Origin of the sequence: Treponema sp. OMZ 855 (assembly GCF_024181145.1) — a bacterium.
Taxonomy (GTDB): domain Bacteria; phylum Spirochaetota; class Spirochaetia; order Treponematales; family Treponemataceae; genus Treponema.
Genome location: NZ_CP051194.1, coordinates 1,643,387 through 1,661,050 on the forward strand (window position 1 = coordinate 1,643,387; position 17,664 = coordinate 1,661,050).

Here is a 17,664-nt window from a genome sequence, read left to right on the forward strand (position 1 = left end):
AGTTACACATTGTGCATAACTTCTCTTCTATATTACCCCCCCCCCCCCCCCCTAAAGTCAAGCACAAATATTAAAAAAATGAAAAAAAAGTCCGATGCAATTACACTCTCCTCGGCTTGCAGTTTTCGGCTCTTTCTCATATACTAAGCAGCATGAGTGAAAACACAACTGAAATAATTACCTATGATGATTTTGCAAAACTGCAGCTGAAAACCGGCAAGGTTTTGGAATGTGTAAAAGCTGAAAATGCGGAAAAACTCTACATTTTACAGGTAGACCTCGGCGAAGAAAAGCCGCGCCAAATCGTTTCGAGCTTAGTAGACTACTACACTGCCGAAGAATTGGTCGGCAAAGAGATTATCGTGCTTGCAAACCTCAAGCCTGCTAAAATGCGCGGGCATATTTCCGAAGGTATGCTGCTCTGCGCGGAATCCGAAGATTCATCGATCTGCGTTCTGCTAAAACCCGAAACGCCGGTACCCGCCGGTACCAATATCACTTGATGCTCACCGAGCCTCAATTCAAATGAGAGTTTTTCCTTAGACGTTATGGAGGGCACTATGAAAGCGCAAGAAATAAGTACAGGCATATATTGTATCCATGCGGATATTTGTGCACGCACGAGCCGTTTTGAAGGTTTGTGGATGCTTCCTCAAGGAGTAAGCATCAATTCATATATTGTAAAAGGCGAAAAGACCGCATTGATCGACATTGTTCGTGATTGGGACGGCTCGTTAAAAAGCTATACGGAACAACTGGAATCCATCGGGCTTTCGTTCAAGGACATCGATTACCTTATTCTGAATCACCTGGAACCCGACCATTGCGATCTGATTGAATATGTCCATTCCTGTAATCCGCAGGCGGAAGTTATCAGTACGTCAAAGGGGCTGGCGATAGTCGAAAAGTTTTTTAAGGTACAGGGAAACCTCCGTGCGGTTAAGACGGGAGATAGTCTTGACCTTGGCGGCGGAAAAGTTCTCCAATTTTACGAAACACCGAATGTACACTGGCCTGAAACAATGATGACCTATGAGCCTGCCACTAAAATCCTCTTTTCCTGCGATGCATTCGGCTCGTACGGCGCTATCGGCGAAAAGATCTTTGACGATCAGCATTCGGAGGAAGAACTGAAGTTTTACGAATCCGAAGCGCTGCGCTATTATTCGAATATCGTCGCAAGTTTCAGTACATTCGTCTTAAAGGCGTTGGACAAACTTGCAGCGCTGGATATCAAATGTATTGCGCCGAGTCACGGTCTTATTTGGCGTTCCCATCCCGATCGTATTTTTTCCCTTTACAAACGGTTTGCAGGTTACAACACCGGCGGCGAATGCGAAAAAGAAATCTGTATTATTTGGGGTTCCATGTACGGATATACCAAACAAGGGCTCGATGCCGTCATCAAAGGAATTGAAGCCGAACAAGTCCCCTACACCATCCACGACATACCCGACACGGACGTATCCTACATACTTGGTAATGCGTACAAGGCGGCAGGCTTGGTGCTTGCGATGCCTACCTATGAATACAAGATGTTCCCGCCGATGGCGTATGTATTGGATTTATTTGAACGCAAGCACATTACCGATAAAACGGTACTGCGTATCGGAAACTGGGGATGGTCGGGCGGCGCAAAGAAAGAATACGAGCAAAAAATAGCCGCTCTGAAATGGAACCAGCTGGAGCAATATGAATGGCAGGGCAAGCTGCTCGACGCAGATATTCGGCTGCTTGAAGAACGAGGCGCCGAACTTGCTCGTGCGGTTAAAACAGGTACTCAAGCGTAACGTCAGCCCGCTTTCCATATTGGCACAGATGAGCGTATGCACGAAATCGAATTAAAAGCGCATCTTGAGCATCCTGAAAAAACCGAGGCGCTGTTATCCCGTATCGCAGATTTTTCACTCCGCTGCACCAAGACCGACCGGTACTGGACACTCGGAGAAAAAACGGTACGGGTACGGCGGGAACTGATTAGGGACAAAGAAACGGTTTTCGTAACGCATAAGCAGAAACACTATACCGATACGATAGAAACCAACCGCGAACTCGAATTTGAGCTTGCAGCTGTGTCCGTACCGGTATTTACCGAAATGCTCGAAAGCCTCGGTATGACCTGTACCACAAAGAAACAAAAGGAGACAAAAGTTTTTGTTCCACACTCAAACTTGTTTTCTGCAGACATACTTGAAGATACTCGATCGGTGTCGGCGGAGCTATCCTTCATACATCCGATCGGGTATTTTTTAGAAATCGAGGTTCTCTACCCCGATGAAGGTTCCGATACTGCCGCTTACGAACGGCATATCCGTAATGCACAGATTATTTTCGATACGCTGCTTGATGCTTTAGCAGTTCCGCAATCGGCTATCGAAATACGCCCGTACGATAAGCTGCTGGCTCTTCAGATGTTATGAAAACATATAAAACAATATTTTTTTTACCGCGTATATTTTTCTTTTTTGTCTTACTGCTTCCGATGAACGGAAGAGCTGTGCTGTATGCACAAACCGGTGACGCACAGCTCGAATATGAAGTTGCCGTATTAAACCCTGAGTCCTTCAAAAAATATAACCGCATCTATAACTATGAACTCAATCATGCTTTTTCAGCGCCTGAATTAACCGATGAAGGTGTTTTAGATACTCCGCTCACGGTTTTTTATCCGGTACTTGAGGGAACCTACCCACTCGTTATTATCAGCCATGGCTGGCATGTTTCAAAAAAGCCGAATGCAAGCCTTGCCCGTTATCTTGCTTCTCAAGGATATGTCGCAGCGATTCTGTCGGCAAAAGAGAAAAGTTACCCCGAAGAGTTTATCGCTGCATTTAAATCGGCATATACACTTTTAAAAACGGCAAACGAAAATACCGAAAGCTGTTTATTTAAGCGGATGGATATGCAAAAAATAGCAATAATCGGTCACTCTATGGGAGGAACAGCGGCGCTGCACTTTTCAAAATCAATCCCCGATATCGGTGCCGTGATTGCATTGAATCCGTATAACGGAGCATCTTCTTTGGTAGAACGAGTCGGAGGCAAAAATGAGGTTCTCGGTACCGATCTAACAGCTCTGCACATTCCCGTTCTTATTATTACCGGCAACAAGGATAATGTTGCATATCCCGAAAAAACCTTTAAATTTTACGAACACTGCAATACATCTGCGCCCACGGCTTTTTTTGCCGTTAAGAACGGTGTTCATAGCAGCGGACTCGATAGCAAAGGCAATATGCTTTCAGGTTGGTTCGATATCGAACTTTATATGCGCTACAGACTGTTAATACTCGGATGGCTCGATCTGTTTTTAAAGCAGAAAATATCAGAAGCTTCTATGCCCTACTTATACCCTGCTGCGTTTGAAGCAATAAAAGGCTGGTTTTATTCCGGTAACACAAAATGTTATCCTGCTTACGCCTTCCGCAACTTTTTGCGCCGGTAAGAGTACCGCTGCAAAAAGCAGCCCCGCATCTGCTTGTGTAGTACCTACACCGCTTCCTTATATGAGCGGGAAGCCAGCTTCGATAAAGCTCATGTACTCGCCGTTCGGCGACAGAATGATGTGATCCAACACCTCAATTCCTAAGAGCCGTCCGGCCTCACAGAGTCGCTTTGTCAAGTTTAAATCCTCAGCAGAAGGCGTTAAAGCACCTGACGGATGGTTGTGGGCAAGAATAACTGCGGCAGCTCTGTCTGCAAGCGAATCGGCAAATACCTCACGAGGATGCACGAGCGTATGGGTCAGCGTCCCAACCGAAACCACACGGATTGCCAAAATTTCGTGCGCCCCGTTCAGCGATACACAGATAAACTGCTCTTGCTTACGCACCGAATAATGCCGTAAGAATGGAACAATATCACTCGGATGCCGGACTTTCTCACCTCCGACACCGTAATATCTCCTGCCAAGCTCAAACGCTGCAAGTATCGTCGATAACTTCGCAGCTCCTATCCCGTTAATAGTCTTTAACGCCGCTTCGATACTTTCCGTTTTACGTGTATCGATATGTCGGATAATCTCTTCGGCAAGTTTTGTTACCGGCTTATTCACAATACCGGTGTGTAAAAGAACTGCAAGCAAATCAACATCGCTCAGCTGTTCCGCTCCATGCGCCAAAAGGCGCTCCCGTATATCCGGTTTTTCCCGTACATTTGAATGTATAGTCATACCCGATATATAGCGCACGAGTAATCATTTTGGCAAGGAAAATAAGAAAAATACGTTGAGAATTAATTTGTGCGCAGCAACGAAGTAAATGCGCCGGATATTTTTGAACCAGCGCCTTTTGAAATAGACGGTGTAGATGCTAGGAACGTACAAAAAACACCCGCAGGCGTACTTTTTGTACGTCGAGGACTGTTTTTTGTTAAGCGACAACGCAGATGCACCGGATATTTTTGAACCAGCGCCTTTTGAAAATAGACGGCGTAGATACGAGGCGCGAGCACAAATTAACCGCAGGCGTATCTTTGATACGTTGAGGATTAATTTGTGCGCAGCAACGAAGTAGATATGCCGTATATTTTCAAAAGGTTAGCGGATGCTTCGTAAGAGCGACAACAGCTGCGACATCTGCTGCCCGCGCGGATCGGTGCCGTCGACGGTTTTTTCGGCTTTCCCGCCGGTCTTTGCCGGATCGGTGTAAATAAGCACCGCCATATCGCCTTTCGTCATTCTATCGTAGTACCCCTTCCGCGTAAGTGTTCCTTCAGTAAGATCTTCCGAAATACGCCCTATCGTGAATGTACCGAGTACATCTTTTTCATTGTACAAGAGTCCGATGCCTTCATTCGCAATCGTGAGCGTTCCCTTTTTGACGATTTCGATAGTATAATCGGTAAAATCGCAGTCGCCCGAACCGATATCGATAACCGCTTCCGCTTGGGAGCGCCCGGCAATACTGCCGATAACCGGCATTGCTTGATTAAATAGACCGATGATACGGCGGACTGCGTTACCGAACCGATCATTACCCGACCGGTACACCGTTAAGGTTTCCGCTTTTGAACCGGTACGTCCGACATAAAGGTCGAGCGTAATCTGTATATCCCGCTCGTTTTCCTGCAAATTGATGATACCGAAATAATCGTTTCCGGCAGTGCGCGCCTGTCTGAACGCTTCCATATAAGAACTGGGGCTATCCAGATGGGCGGAAACCGCAAAACGGCGGTTGTAAGAAAGAATATCGTTTATCAGCGCTGCGGTGAGTTTTTCCGCTTCGGGGTGAAACACATTGGCTGCATTTACCTGATAAAAAAGCCCGATAGAAAGGTGAGCCTTATTCAAATACAGCGGATCGATCTTCCAGCGGTTCCGCACCGAGTGGTCGAGCATCTTGCTGTAAGCCTCTACCGTGTCATTGATTCGGGCGGTACTTTTTTCGATGGACTGAATAAATTCAAGCTGCTGTATGGCACGCTCGTAAAAGCCTTGCCGCATCAGGATATTGGCATACGCTTGCCGGCTTTCCGTGTCATACGGATACACCTTGAGAGCACGCCGGTATTCATATAAGGCTTGGTCGGTCATGTTGCGGTTTAAAAAGGCATCGCCCTTTATGCGGTGTGCGCCGGCGAGCTCCTTCCGCTGCGTATCTTCAAACTCAAAGGTTTGAACGGCGATATCCTCAAGCAGGGTACGCATCAGTTCGTTTTCGGTATCGACGGAAAGCCCGATTTGCGCGGCTTCAAATGCTTGCTTTTTTTGCGTCAGCTTCATTAAACAGAGCGCTTTTACATACCAGGCATCGGCACGCTTACGGTCGCCCGCAATGCGCAAATCGGCTACGGACATCGCCTCGCGGTAACGGCCGGAGCTATATAAAAGCGAGCAGAGCAGCGCTCGCGCCTTATCATAGTCTTCGTCTATAGTCAGCGCCGCACGGATACGTCCTTCCGCTTCGTTCAGGTTTCCTGCAAGGGCGGAAAGGTAACCGGCAAAGTAATGCACCTGCGCGTTATCCCCGTGGTATTGCAGGGCGCGGCTGATGTAACTCTCAGCCGCTTTGTTATTACCCGTTTCGTGGCTGAGCAGCGCAAGCGACAGAAGCGCTTTGCGGTTTTCGCTTTGGCGGCGGAGCGCGGCGGTGTACAGTTCCGAAGCATTGGTTAAGCGGCCGCCCGTTACCTCGATTTCCGCCATCCCGAAGCGTGCGTCAAGGTTGTTCGGGTAACGGTTCAGAATACTCGAAAAAATCTTTTGTGCGTCTTCGATACGCCCGATACCGATCAGAATAAATGCATAGAGGTTTTCGATATCGACATCCTGCGGAGAGTAGCGGCGTGCCTTTTCCGCGTAGACAATAGCTTGATCATATTCTCCCAGTGCGTAAAAACATTCGGCCAAGCCTCGATACACGGCATTATAGGCGGGATTTTCTTTTAACGCCTGTTGATAGAGTTCTATAGCGCCGTACCAGTTTTCATGGTATTGCAGCTCCTTTCCTTTCTCAAAGAGTTGAATAGGAGAAGCCAAAAGAGGCAGCGCAACGCAGAGCAGAAATACACTAAACAGACTATTTTTACGCATAAATCTTCCTTTATTGATCCTCATCTTTGACCGCAGCAATTTTCACGGTATTGATTTTATGCCCGTCCATATCTTGAACGATAAAATCAAAGTTCTTCCACCGTACTTTTTCGTAACGCACGGGAATTTTTCCAAATAAGTCAAAAACAAAACCGCCGAGCGTTTCAAACTCATCGGACGGCAGTTCCGTGTGCAGACATTCCGCTAAATCGTCCATATCGACACGGGCATCACAGAGCCAGAGTCCCTCGCCGATAGAAGAAATATCTTCCCCTTCATTATCGAATTCATCCTGGATATCACCGACAATCTCTTCGATAATATCTTCCATACAGACAATACCCGAAATACCGCCGTATTCATCAACTGCAATTGCAATATGCACGTGTCGGCGTTTAAATTCCCGTAATAGGCCGTCGATACGCTTGGATTCGGGTACAAAAAACGGCTTTCTGATAATTCTTTCCAAATCGATCGGTTCTTTTTTTGCAAATGAATTGATTAAATCCTTCACATACAGGATACCTACCACATTATCGATGGATTCATCATAGACGGGAAACCGTGAATGACCGCTCTCCGCGACACGTTTCAGCAATTCTTCCGTTTCCATATCCAACGGAATAAAATCGACATCGATGCGCGGAATCATCACTTCTTTTACTGCGGTGTCGGAAAGATCTACCACACCGCGTATCATATCTTCTTTTTCTTCATTGAGCGAATCCTGCAAAATCTCGGATACCGCCCGCTTTTTTTTCAGTTTATCAAATATCCCCATACTTATTCCTGATAGATTACCGTATTACTATATTCCTTGAGTATTTTTTCCTGTAATTGCAGCATTTCCTGCTGCGGATCGTTATCACTGTGATCCATACCGCTCAGATGCAAAATACCGTGTATCAGCAACCGTTTTAATTCTTCATTCATCGTTACATTAAAAGTTTCGGCATTTGAGCGCAAACTATCGAGGCTAATTACAATATCTCCTGCATTAAAACGCAAACTCCCGTCTTCATCATCGTATTCGTCGCCCTGCTCAAAAGAAAGTACGTCAGTCGGCGAGTCGATATGCCGGTAGGTTTTATTCAGCTCATGAATAAACGCATCTCGGCAAAACACAACGGATAAATCCCAATTCGTGTGTTCAAGCTGTGTAAGTACCGCCTCTAAAAAAGGCAAAATCTGCGCACCCCATTTCGGTTCGGGGATATCCTGCCACGTAATCGCAATAGTATTCATGTTATTCTTCCTTGTTGTTCTTCCTATCCGGCAGCCCCTGCTTTACTCCCGTAGTTTGTTCCGATGTCACGGTTGATGACTGCGTTGTTGCCAGTGGTTCTGATGCCGGTGTATCGACTGTGTTTTCAGATGCTGCTAATCCGAGGTCTATCTGCAGGTAATTTTTTACTCCCGGCGAAATTTCTTTTACCGCCGGAGTTCCCTGTTGTATCGATTTGTCATCGGCAGTCTTGTCAGCCGCAGTATCCTGGGATGCAGCTTTTTCATCGGGAATTTTGCCGCCGGCACCTTCTTTTTCATCAGGATCTTTTTGATTCGGATACTTAATACGGGAATGGTAATACCCTGCAAGCGTCGTTACAAAAGATTCTTGAATAATGCGCAATTCCCGCAGTGTTAAATCGCAGTTATCAAGCTGCCCCGATTCCATTTTACCTTTAACGAGTTTTGCAATAAACTTTTCGAGCCGAGGCACCGACGGATGGTCTAACGTCCGGCAGGCGGCTTCGCTCACGTCGGCAAGCATCACTACGGCGGCCTCTTTGGTACGCGGCGGCTGCCCCGGATACGAAAAATCCTTGGGGCTGACATTGGGGTCAAGTTCTTTCGCCTTAGCATAAAAATACTGTACCAAAGAATTACCGTGATGCTGTCCGATAATGTCGATAACTTCCCGGGGCAGCCTCATACTTTCCGCTTTTTCCACCCCGATTTTTACGTGACTGCGGATAATGGCCGCCGAAAGCCGCGGGTTTAAATCCAAGTGCTTATTATACGAAGTCTGATTTTCGACAAAGTATTCGCTGTTTGCCATCTTGCCGATGTCGTGGTAATATGCCCCGACCCGCGCCAATAGCGCGTCTGCCCCGATTTCGCGGCAGGCTGCTTCCGCCAATGTTGCCACCATCATCGTGTGGTTATAGGTACCGGAAGCCGTCAACAGCATCTGCTTCATCGTCGGAGAGTTAAGGTCGGAAAGTTCCATCAAGCGGAAGCAGGTCGGCGTATTCAGCCGGTCTTCCAAAATAGGCAGGAAGCCGAGTACAAAGATGCCGCTGATAAAGCCGTTTATGACCGAGCCGAGCAGCACAAAGACAAAGTCACTGTATGAGTCCGGAAATACCGCGCACAGTACAAAGGTAATAATCGGGTGAATGACCGCAAGTTGGCAGGCTGTTTTAATTAAATCCATCCGCCGTCCGGTTAAATTCATCAATGAGACAGCCGACAAGCCGGAGAACAGCGCAAAGAGCGCCGGTTCAAGTTTAAAACCGGTTGCCGTCAGCACAATCAGCATGATCAAAAACACTATCCGTATCGCAATCTGTGAGGAAACAAGCGTCGCTACCAGCATAGCGGTCAGTGCTGCGGGAATAAATGGAATAATATCAAGTGCCTGTACAAGGGATAGCGCCTTTGCCGTAAAGAGGACGATAAGATACACGGCAAGCGAAATCAGCAATAAAAAGATTTTTCGGCTTTCTTTTAACCGATCCCCTATTGCTTGTGCCGAAAACATAAAGATACCGATGATATAGAGGCACAGAATAAAGGCCGAAAGCCCTAAAAATTTATTGATATCAATATAATTTCCCGCATCTGCATAGGCCTGCAGCTGCCGGTAGTTTTCCGTGGTAATAATAAATCCCCGTTTAATAATCTTTTGACTTTTCTGGATGGTTACAATCACCGGCTGAACCTGTTTAAGCGCTTCCTGTACCCGCAGGTTTGTTTCTTTTTCATCGTAAATGATGGTCGGCTGCAAAAACGGCTTAATGAGCGCTGTTATGATGTTAGCATCAAATCGTGCACTCAAGGAGCGTATTGCATTTTTGATATATGCATCGAGATTCTCTTTTTTAATAACAGAACTTGTCTGAATGTTGATGTACTCGCGGTTATTTCCGCGCTGTACCAATAGCGTCATTTCCGTTTGATTAAACCCTTCGAGTCCTTTTTCGGGAAATTCGGCAATACCGACTGCCATCATTTGTTTGACGACAGCTTGCGCGGCGGATAAGATCCCTTCAAATTGCTTTACCTTTTGTAAATCTTTCAAAACCTGCGCGTCAAAAAAGCCCGGATATTCTTCCTGTATCCGCGCTTCAAAGATCGCTTCGGTATCATTGTGTAAGGCAAGCATAAAGGAAACAAACTCATCATATTTTTTGAGCGTTTCGGATACCAGCTCGGCATCCTGCCTAAAAATAGGTGTAACTGTCTGTAATCGGGCAGCTTTTCTTATCTCCGTCGCAGACTGATCCGTGTAGGAAATATCCCTGCCTGCAATAACATCGCGTTCAGCCACTCTTCCTACGGCAAATTCATCAAGGTTTAGGTAGGCAAGCCCGCCGCGGTCAAGCGTCGTAAACAGCATCGCTGCAATAACAACAAAAAAACTTACAATAAACAGAATGGAAAAAACTTTTTCCGTTCGAAAACCGTCTTTAATTTTGCAGAAAAAACCCGTGATAGACGGCAATACTACTGCTTTAATATATCCGGAATTGTTTTCGTCTTTCATTCGATGACTCCGCTATAGTCCGCAAGAGTTGGATTATCCCTTAAAAATACGGTGTTATTGTTTTTCATACGCATTAATTATCTTTTGTACCAGCGAATGACGGACTACGTCATCCGCAGAAAATTCAACGATTCCAATTCTGTCAATGGTGCGGATTAAAGAAACGGCGTGAACAAGCCCCGATTCCGATCTTCCGCGGATATCCGATTGGGATGGATCGCCGGTAATAATCAGCTTTGAACCCTCGCCCATCCGCGTCAAAAACATCTTCATTTGTTCTTTCGTGGTATTCTGTGCTTCGTCCAAAATGACAACGGCATTGTGCAGTGTCCGCCCGCGCATATAGGCAAGCGGCGCCACCTCGATGGTATTGGACTCTTCCATGCTACGCAGCACATCGGCAGGCAACAGTGTTTCCATAATATCGAAGAGCGGACGCAAATACGGGTTTATTTTCTGAACAAGGTCGCCGGGTAAAAACCCGAGGCTTTCGCCGGCTTCTACGACAGGGCGGGTTAAAATAAGCTTGCGCATCTTGTGCGACAGCAACAGTTTTAATGCAAGCGCAACTGCAATATAGGTTTTTCCTGTACCGGCGGGGCCGAGTCCGAACGTTATATCATTAGTATAGATCGAATCGATCAACGCTGCCTGTTTTCTATTTTTAGGATAAACGGATTTTATACCACGCGGAATATGAATACACTGCGGACAAAAAGCCCCCCCCTGCGGCACACTATTAGCAACGCAGGAGGCGATAAACTCGGCAGAACTTTCCGAGGTAATTTCTGGGCTTTTCAAAAGAGTGTCGATGAGTTTTTGAAACCTATTGCAAACCGCTTGGTCGGAAGTTAACACCGTTACTTCATTTCCCCGACAGATAACGGGAACACCTAAATAGGTTTCAAAAACCTGTAAATTCTCATCATTTGCGCCGCATAAGGAAGACAATACGGTCTGATCTTCCAACACGATTGTATATGAGGTATCCAAAAACACTCCTTTCCAACTTTTCACACTTGACGGCAGCGAACTCCCCGTATGGAGTTACTCCCGCTTGCCGAGTTCTCTATCCAGAATAAGCAAACCGGCATTCCCGTCGATATATTTAAAGGTATCGAGGATATCCCGGTCGTTTTCTTCTTCTTCCACCTGCTCGTTGATAAACCACTGCAGGAAAGTTTGCGTTTTGTAGTCTTTCTCCGCAAGGGCGAGTTCGTACAGACTGTTAATGGAAGCGGTTACAAACTGTTCGTGCTTGAGCACTTCCTGAATAACTTCTACCGGAGGCTTGGCATAATGCACCGGCACTTCCTTAATCGCCTTTAACACGGGCTTTGCATCGACCGAAAAGAGATAGTCGTATATCTTCATCGCATGGCCTTGCTCTTCGCCTGCCTGAACCCTCATCCACTTGGCAAAGCCTTTAAGACCTTCCGCTTCAAAATGCACTGCCATCCCAAGGTATAAATACGCCGAATAGAACTCTTTGTTGATTTGGTCGTTCAAAGCGTCTTCCAATTTCTTACTGATCATAGTGTATCTCCTTCTATCCGATGTTTAGATCAAACGACCGCCCACCGGATATAACGGAATAAGTCTACAATGAAGATAAGGGATAGTCAAGAGAACGGAAACTCCCGGAGCAACCGCATCAGCTATGGATAGGGCTTATATTCGTTAACAATGCTGATCTGTGTTGATACCGAACGTCCCTGAGCTAAGTCTTCGGCTATTTTAAGCGCTTTGTCGATACAGGCAACAGAGTCCGCAACTCCATGCAGCACAATCTGTGTATCGGACACTTCCGCATCCAAAAAATAAATCGGGAGTTCTTCCTTAAATGCAATCAAATTGACAATCCGCTGTCCCAGTAACAGTTCCGAAATACGCTTGAGCCCTTCCTGCTCTTCTTCAGGAGAAATAGCATCCTTGCATGCATGAGTAATAATACTTGCGGCAAGCGGTGCGGTAGCAAAATCGGTATTAATAACAAGGCGGTAATGGGTAGGGTCTTCCGGCTTCATGTCAAAAAAACATTTATGGAATCCTTCGCGGTTGGCATCGCTTTCTGCCATCAAAGCACGGGCTTTTTTTTCGGACCAATCGAACTCTTTCATCAACCGCGCAATCCGCACCTCATCAGAGGCTACCAGCCGTACTGCATAGCAACCGGGGATACCGCGTAATAACGCAAAACCGCCGCGGCCGATAAAGATACTATTTCCTTTCAGCGCATATCCGTACACGATTTCCCGTAAATAATCGAAATAGGCGTCGCGGTTACGGGAAAGCGATGCCCAAAAGCCGGGTTTCCGCTCGTCATAATGAGCAAGACACTCTTTTGAAACACCCCTGTCAATCAGATCTTTCTCCAAGTCTTTTTTGTCGATAAACTCGTAGCCAAGCGATTTTGCCAACTCTAAAGCCGTTTCATCGCCGTAAGAAGCTATTTGCCGTGAAATTGTGATAATTGCCATAAAGCCTCCTCTTCTATAGAATAAGGCTAAATGCTCATTATGTCAAAGGAAGGTTCTATTTTTATGCAAAAAAATCCTAGTCTTTCATGGAAACCCGTTTCTACAAAAGCAATATGCACCACACGGGTATTTACCGTCAACGAAATTACCAGTCTTTCGCCCGACAACGAAACAAAGACGTTTTCGACATTGTCCGCACCGGAATGGGTTATCGTTATTCCCCGTATCACCGATGGGAAGGGGCAGCATTATTTTTTGATGGTAAAGCAGTGGAGGCACGGTTCAGCGCACTTATCGATCGAATTTCCCGGTGGTGTAGTCGATGAAGGAGAAACGCCGGAGCAGGCAGCACGGCGCGAATTGCTGGAAGAAACGGGAAAAACAGGACGCAACTTAACGCTGCTCGGTGAAGTGTATCCCAACCCTGCAATTATGGGAAATAAAAGCCATATCTACTTTGCAGACTGTGAATCGGATACGCAGGCACAGCATTTGGATGAAGATGAGTTTTTAGAAGCCGAGGCGGTTCCCGTAGAAGAGGTATTGAACAAAATGGGAACGGGATCCTACGACCACGCGCTTATGTGCACGGCACTTTTCTTTTATCAGCGAGCTTATCCTTGCCGCTGATGGACGGGAATATAAAAGAACCTCTAAAAACTTTTGTTTTTAGAGGTTCGCAGATGATTATTTCTTACTTTTTAGCCGGCGGTAATTTTTCGTAGGTTACCGCAGGATCGTACATACCGCTGCGTTTTTCGCCGCGGAGGCTCGGAATTGTCAAGATAATACCGGGTTCAACCAGATCAGGGTTGTTAGGATCGGGCAACTTATTCTTGTTCGCTTCATACAGCTTCCGCCACAGATACGGATTATCATAAATAGCCTTATCCTTTGCGATATTCCATAAACAGTCCCGTTCACCGCGCCATGTGCGGATACGGTATTGAGCCGGGAGCGTTGTGAAACCGGATTCATCACCGGTAACGACAGCAAGTGCATCCAAAACTTTTTTTGCGCAGACAACCGCAACGTCAAAGTCTTTATTTCCAAATGCGGTATTTCCTGCCTTTAAAGCCTCAGTTGCTGTCTTAAATGCTTCAGGATATTTCTCTTCAGCTTTGTTGTTTTTCGCCCATGTATAGCGGGTGCGTGCTCTATTCATTGCTTGTTCAGCTTCAACACGCGCAAGCATATATTGAATATAATCAGCCGATTTTTGAGCATTCTCTTCGGCAAGCCGTGAATACTCTATAGAAGCGTCATAATCACCTTCGCTATATGCCCGCCGTGCCAATTCGGAATAAGCGCGGCTCTTCCGCTGATACTCATTATTATCATACGATACGGCAAATAGTAACGCAGCTCCTAATACGAAGAATACGGTACAGAGAATCGCTGTTTTTTTCATGGGTTACCTCCCGTTACCGGATGACGTTGTATTGCCGGTATTTGTAGAACGCTGTAATTCGTCAAGATTAACCGGCTCTTCGGAAAAACCTTCCGCATTTTCCGGCAACGGCGCTTCGCGGTCGGCTTCTTTTGCAAGCTTGCTGCTGGCATCCTGACGAGCTTTTGCCCGTTCCATTGCATCATTTGCCTGTGCCCGTTTAACTTTCACCTTTTCGTAGATATCGTTAAACTCATCGGAAGCGGTCATATAGCCCGTATACGCTTGTTCATACTTCTTATTACCGGCGGCAATTCCTGCTGTGCGGTAACGATTCACCGTTTTTGTATACGGGTCTTTCATCGCCGTAGCCGCTTTAACCGAATCTGCGCGGGAACGTGCTTCATCGGCCTTCTTTTTTGCATCACCCATCATTGAAGCAAAACCGGCTTCTTTTACCTTCTCATAGAAATTCAGTGCTTCTTCAGAGGTTTCAAAAGCTTTTGCCGGATCAGGTTCATAAAGAGCGGGTATCTTTGCAGATAAATCTTGAGCCTTTTTATAGCTTTCCGCATCATAGGCAGCAAATTTATTTTTGTCGATCTTTGCTTTTAACTCGGCGATCTTCATTCGGTTAGCCAGAGTACGATACTGAGCGGTAGCTCTTTGAGCCTTTTCCTGTGCTTCAGCAAAGTTATTTGATTCATAACTCTTTCTTGCTTCGGCCGCCGTATCGTCGGCTGATTTAAACTGCGCAGGATAAGTCGTATCTGCCTTGACGTTAACCGCTTCGGTACGAGCCTTTGCCATCTCATCCAGTAGACGAGCTGTCTTTACCTGTTCTTCGCTTTTCTCCGAATCAGCAGGCTTTACCGATTCAGGTTTTTGCTCCGGCTTAGGTTTATTAGATGCACAAGCACCGAAACCGAATAACAGAACACAAACACAGAGAATATAAAACAATGTTTTCAGTGTTTTATTCATTACAACCTCCATTTCTAAACGGATATCCAGACATCTAAAAAACTCATAGAGCTCTTAAAGAAGTTTGTCTAGTGCGAAAGTTTTTCGCATGAATAAATTACTATAGAACTCAATCCTTTTCAAGACACTGACACTCAGGACACAGTCCGAAAAAATCAAACCGATGTGAATCAATGCGATAGCCGCTCATCTCCGCAGCCTTTTTCTCACAATCTTCATCGGACGGCATAAACGCATCTTCTACCTTGCCGCACCGGGTACAGATGACGTGATTATGAGCGCTCATATCCGCATCGAAATGAGCAAAGGTACCGTCAACATTAATAACCTTGATTCGTTTTTGTTCCGCAAGAATATTTAAATTACGGTAGACAGTTCCCTGACTCAAGTGAGGAAAGTCTTTCCGAAGTTTATCATACAGCCACGCAGCCGTAGGATGCGTATGAGTAGAACATAATAGGTTAAACAATGCCTCCCGCTGTTTTGAATACTTGTATGACACAGCTTTTTTCATATACAATAACTCCTCGTATCAAAGCGCAACGCCTAAATTCATAATGAATACTACAATTTCAGAAGCGGTACTGTCAATATTCACATTCGGCAAAATCAATACTAAAATATGATTATTCGATAGTTTGTAAGGGGATAACTGATAATACACTAGACGCCTTCAGTATATGCACAGAAACTTACATATACTGAAGGCATAGATTTTCCTCTATTTTTTCATTTTCATAGAAGAGCTTTTATTTTTTTACTTCGGTAGTCGGTTCAAATGCGTGTGCATGCACAAATTCCACGGATTTGGGGATTTCCACTTCTTTGATGTTGTTCTTCAAAAAAGCATACATATTGATTTTCTTCACCGATGCAGGAATCTTGACCGCCGTCAGCTCATTCTTGTAGAAGGATGAAGTATCAATCAGCTCAAGGGTTGCAGGCAAGTTGAGTTCCGTCAACGCATTTAATGCAAAGGCGCTCGGCTCAATCTTTGTTTCCTTACCCCCGAAGGTAACTTCTTTAAGACCATTCCGGTAAAAAGCAAAGCCTTCGATGTCCTTCAACGCACTCGGCAGTTTAACCGAAGTTAATTTACATACGCCGAACGCATCATAGCCGATGCTCTCTACCGTGTCGGGGATAACAACGGAGGTTAAGCCTCTGCGGTAAAAGGCATTGTCACCGATCCGTGTAATAGGAGTTCCGTCCGGAGCAACCGCAGGGATAGTCAAATCGGTAAGCCCTTGTGTTTTTACCTTATCCTTTCCCTTCTGCGTCATGCCCTTTAATTCGGCACCTTTAAAAATAAAATCATCATTTTCCCATACATTTTCACTCATACTGCTACCCCCTTACATCCGATTGAGCTGTACAATCTCGTTGAATGTTTCGAGCTGTGTTTTTACCTGCCCGAAGTCCGACATCTGCTGATCATAACCGACTTTAATCAACGGGATTTTTGCTTCACTGAAGGCCTGCTTAAGCGAAGGATACTCCATCTCTTCCGTATCATCAAAGTTGAGCATAAAGAGGAGACATCCGTCAGCCTTGTTGTCCTTTGCCAGTTTCACCACATACGCAGGGCGCTTTGTCAAATCCGGATCATAGAGCAGCGGATCCTCATCCATGCGGGCAAATTGATCGGCAAGTGCCAGCATCGGATCGTCGATAGAAAGATCGATATCAACCTTCAACGCGCGAGATTCATGCGCAACGTCATCGGCCACAACACAGACCTTGTAGGAATCTAAGATATCCAGCAAGCCGGGGTTATCGGTAATAACACCGCTGGTAACCACCCGAACGCCGTCCCATTTTTCTTCCGGTAGAGCTTCGAGTAAGGCGTTCAATTTTTTAAGCAGTTCGGTGTGTTCGTCTTTCAGCATGAAGTATGAACTTTTCAGCACATAGCAGCGGTCGGAAGCCTTTATGCTCTGCGGATGAACCGCGGCAAGCGCGATAAACCGGCGCTTTTCAGCCCTGTTTTCGTTATACACTTTGAACGCTTTCTTTAAGTTTTCATCGGTTACTTTAACGCCGCAGATTTTTTCCAGCTCTTCCTTCGCCTTGGTAAAGATACGCGCGTTGTACTTCTTGCCGAAGTCCTCTTTGCGGTGCTGACCGTGATTGATAAAGATCATCGGAATTTTCCGTCCGGCACTCACCTTGTAGTTCTGAGAAAGCGGACGCAGCGTGTCATCCAGCGTTGTCAGCATTGAAGCGGAAAGCCCGTCGAGGGTACCGTCCAAGGCCATTTCCAAACAGCGCAATGCCAGCGAGTAATAGAATGTCGGGAAGTATTCCTTTGCCCGCTCGATGGGGCCTTGACCGCCCCATACGCCGAACGGTGCGATACCTGCCGCATAGACAATTTCTTCGGGTGCATAGTACGGGAAAATACCGACGGCTTTTTTCCCTGCCGCAAGGTATTTATCCAGCTGCTTCCGCGGATTGTTTGCCAAATATTTAAATTGTTCCAATAATTCTTTGATTGTTTCCATACTGT

At 46.0% G+C, this 17,664-nt stretch carries 18 protein-coding genes; 5 read left to right on the forward strand and 13 right to left on the reverse strand.

What is annotated here, in order from left to right:
• Positions 1 to 152 precede the first annotated feature (152 nt).
• Genes metG through E4N65_RS07405 form a run of 4 tightly spaced genes read left to right on the forward strand, consistent with a single transcriptional unit; the run spans position 153 to position 3,445 of the window.
• Positions 153 to 503: a methionine--tRNA ligase subunit beta gene (gene metG / locus E4N65_RS07390; protein ID WP_016523396.1), complete on the forward strand. Its 351-nt coding sequence runs from the start codon at positions 153 to 155 to the stop codon at positions 501 to 503.
• A 57-nt stretch (positions 504 to 560) separates the two neighbouring features.
• Positions 561 to 1,790, forward strand: a complete 1,230-nt coding sequence (locus E4N65_RS07395; RefSeq protein WP_044015867.1) for an FprA family A-type flavoprotein — start codon at positions 561 to 563, stop codon at positions 1,788 to 1,790.
• Between the two features lie 36 nt (positions 1,791 to 1,826).
• The gene (locus E4N65_RS07400) at positions 1,827 to 2,420 is read left to right on the forward strand and encodes a CYTH domain-containing protein (RefSeq protein ID WP_044015865.1); all 594 of its coding nucleotides are present in this window, start codon (positions 1,827 to 1,829) and stop codon (positions 2,418 to 2,420) included.
• Positions 2,417 to 3,445, forward strand: coding sequence for an alpha/beta hydrolase family protein (locus E4N65_RS07405; RefSeq protein ID WP_253672544.1), 1,029 nt, complete (start codon positions 2,417 to 2,419; stop codon positions 3,443 to 3,445). The genes E4N65_RS07400 and E4N65_RS07405 overlap by 4 nt, the downstream gene beginning before the upstream one ends.
• 57 nt (positions 3,446 to 3,502) lie before the next feature.
• On the opposite strand, the gene radC is transcribed toward E4N65_RS07405, so the two are convergent.
• The 8 genes from radC to E4N65_RS07445 form a co-directional block, all read right to left on the reverse strand.
• Positions 3,503 to 4,171 (reverse strand): RadC family protein, encoded by a 669-nt coding sequence (radC, locus tag E4N65_RS07410; RefSeq protein WP_044017289.1) that lies wholly within the window; start codon positions 4,169 to 4,171, stop codon positions 3,503 to 3,505.
• Positions 4,172 to 4,537: 366 nt separating this feature from the next.
• On the reverse strand, positions 4,538 to 6,532 hold the full coding sequence (locus E4N65_RS07415; protein WP_044015861.1) for a tetratricopeptide repeat protein: 1,995 nt from the start codon (positions 6,530 to 6,532) through the stop codon (positions 4,538 to 4,540).
• 10 nt (positions 6,533 to 6,542) lie between these two features.
• Positions 6,543 to 7,313: a hemolysin family protein gene (locus E4N65_RS07420; protein ID WP_044015859.1), complete on the reverse strand. Its 771-nt coding sequence runs from the start codon at positions 7,311 to 7,313 to the stop codon at positions 6,543 to 6,545.
• A 2-nt stretch (positions 7,314 to 7,315) separates the two neighbouring features.
• Positions 7,316 to 7,777, reverse strand: a complete 462-nt coding sequence (gene ybeY / locus E4N65_RS07425; RefSeq protein WP_044015857.1) for an rRNA maturation RNase YbeY — start codon at positions 7,775 to 7,777, stop codon at positions 7,316 to 7,318.
• A 1-nt stretch (position 7,778) separates the two neighbouring features.
• The gene (locus E4N65_RS07430) at positions 7,779 to 10,301 is read right to left on the reverse strand and encodes an HD family phosphohydrolase (protein ID WP_253672546.1); all 2,523 of its coding nucleotides are present in this window, start codon (positions 10,299 to 10,301) and stop codon (positions 7,779 to 7,781) included.
• Between the two features lie 54 nt (positions 10,302 to 10,355).
• Complete coding sequence (locus E4N65_RS07435; protein ID WP_253672548.1) at positions 10,356 to 11,294, reverse strand: PhoH family protein; 939 nt, start codon at positions 11,292 to 11,294, stop codon at positions 10,356 to 10,358.
• Positions 11,295 to 11,348: 54 nt separating this feature from the next.
• Positions 11,349 to 11,837, reverse strand: coding sequence for a ferritin (locus E4N65_RS07440; protein ID WP_144389683.1), 489 nt, complete (start codon positions 11,835 to 11,837; stop codon positions 11,349 to 11,351).
• A 122-nt stretch (positions 11,838 to 11,959) separates the two neighbouring features.
• Positions 11,960 to 12,781 (reverse strand): cytidylate kinase-like family protein, encoded by an 822-nt coding sequence (locus E4N65_RS07445; protein ID WP_253672550.1) that lies wholly within the window; start codon positions 12,779 to 12,781, stop codon positions 11,960 to 11,962.
• 63 nt (positions 12,782 to 12,844) lie between these two features.
• Here E4N65_RS07445 and E4N65_RS07450 point away from each other — a divergent pair, with 63 nt between their 5' ends.
• Positions 12,845 to 13,411, forward strand: coding sequence for an NUDIX hydrolase (locus E4N65_RS07450; RefSeq protein WP_044017285.1), 567 nt, complete (start codon positions 12,845 to 12,847; stop codon positions 13,409 to 13,411).
• 64 nt (positions 13,412 to 13,475) lie between these two features.
• On the opposite strand, the gene E4N65_RS07455 is transcribed toward E4N65_RS07450, so the two are convergent.
• The 5 genes from E4N65_RS07455 to E4N65_RS07475 all read right to left on the reverse strand — a co-directional run bounded on the left by E4N65_RS07455 (position 13,476) and on the right by E4N65_RS07475 (position 17,659).
• Positions 13,476 to 14,192, reverse strand: a complete 717-nt coding sequence (locus E4N65_RS07455; protein ID WP_044015847.1) for a LysM peptidoglycan-binding domain-containing protein — start codon at positions 14,190 to 14,192, stop codon at positions 13,476 to 13,478.
• Positions 14,193 to 14,195: 3 nt separating this feature from the next.
• Positions 14,196 to 15,155 carry a hypothetical protein gene (locus E4N65_RS07460; protein WP_253672552.1) on the reverse strand — a complete coding sequence of 320 codons (960 nt, stop codon included), beginning with the start codon at positions 15,153 to 15,155 and terminating at the stop codon, positions 14,196 to 14,198.
• A 109-nt stretch (positions 15,156 to 15,264) separates the two neighbouring features.
• Complete coding sequence (locus E4N65_RS07465) at positions 15,265 to 15,669, reverse strand: Fur family transcriptional regulator (RefSeq protein WP_044015842.1); 405 nt, start codon at positions 15,667 to 15,669, stop codon at positions 15,265 to 15,267.
• A gap of 235 nt (positions 15,670 to 15,904) precedes the next feature.
• Positions 15,905 to 16,498 (reverse strand): leucine-rich repeat domain-containing protein, encoded by a 594-nt coding sequence (locus E4N65_RS07470; protein WP_253672554.1) that lies wholly within the window; start codon positions 16,496 to 16,498, stop codon positions 15,905 to 15,907.
• A 12-nt stretch (positions 16,499 to 16,510) separates the two neighbouring features.
• Entirely contained in the window at positions 16,511 to 17,659 is a 1,149-nt protein-coding gene (locus E4N65_RS07475; RefSeq protein WP_253672555.1) for a 2-hydroxyacyl-CoA dehydratase subunit D, read from the reverse strand.
• Between the last annotated feature and the right edge of the window lie 5 nt (positions 17,660 to 17,664).

Bases quoted from the DNA above. Each gene is read 5' to 3' on its own strand.
- E4N65_RS07395 (WP_044015867.1), top strand. From the start codon at position 561: ATGAAAGCGCAAGAAATAAGTACAGGCATATATTGTATCCATGCGGAT.
- E4N65_RS07475 (WP_253672555.1), bottom strand. From the start codon at position 17,659: ATGGAAACAATCAAAGAATTATTGGAACAATTTAAATATTTGGCAAAC.
- E4N65_RS07440 (WP_144389683.1), bottom strand. From the start codon at position 11,837: ATGATCAGTAAGAAATTGGAAGACGCTTTGAACGACCAAATCAACAAA.
- E4N65_RS07430 (WP_253672546.1), bottom strand. From the start codon at position 10,301: ATGAAAGACGAAAACAATTCCGGATATATTAAAGCAGTAGTATTGCCG.
- E4N65_RS07445 (WP_253672550.1), bottom strand. From the start codon at position 12,781: ATGGCAATTATCACAATTTCACGGCAAATAGCTTCTTACGGCGATGAA.
- E4N65_RS07460 (WP_253672552.1), bottom strand. From the start codon at position 15,155: ATGAATAAAACACTGAAAACATTGTTTTATATTCTCTGTGTTTGTGTT.
- E4N65_RS07400 (WP_044015865.1), top strand. From the start codon at position 1,827: ATGCACGAAATCGAATTAAAAGCGCATCTTGAGCATCCTGAAAAAACC.
- E4N65_RS07465 (WP_044015842.1), bottom strand. From the start codon at position 15,669: ATGAAAAAAGCTGTGTCATACAAGTATTCAAAACAGCGGGAGGCATTG.
- E4N65_RS07420 (WP_044015859.1), bottom strand. From the start codon at position 7,313: ATGGGGATATTTGATAAACTGAAAAAAAAGCGGGCGGTATCCGAGATT.
- ybeY (WP_044015857.1), bottom strand. From the start codon at position 7,777: ATGAATACTATTGCGATTACGTGGCAGGATATCCCCGAACCGAAATGG.
- E4N65_RS07415 (WP_044015861.1), bottom strand. From the start codon at position 6,532: ATGCGTAAAAATAGTCTGTTTAGTGTATTTCTGCTCTGCGTTGCGCTG.
- E4N65_RS07470 (WP_253672554.1), bottom strand. From the start codon at position 16,498: ATGAGTGAAAATGTATGGGAAAATGATGATTTTATTTTTAAAGGTGCC.
- E4N65_RS07455 (WP_044015847.1), bottom strand. From the start codon at position 14,192: ATGAAAAAAACAGCGATTCTCTGTACCGTATTCTTCGTATTAGGAGCT.
- radC (WP_044017289.1), bottom strand. From the start codon at position 4,171: ATGACTATACATTCAAATGTACGGGAAAAACCGGATATACGGGAGCGC.
- E4N65_RS07450 (WP_044017285.1), top strand. From the start codon at position 12,845: ATGCAAAAAAATCCTAGTCTTTCATGGAAACCCGTTTCTACAAAAGCA.
- metG (WP_016523396.1), top strand. From the start codon at position 153: ATGAGTGAAAACACAACTGAAATAATTACCTATGATGATTTTGCAAAA.
- E4N65_RS07405 (WP_253672544.1), top strand. From the start codon at position 2,417: ATGAAAACATATAAAACAATATTTTTTTTACCGCGTATATTTTTCTTT.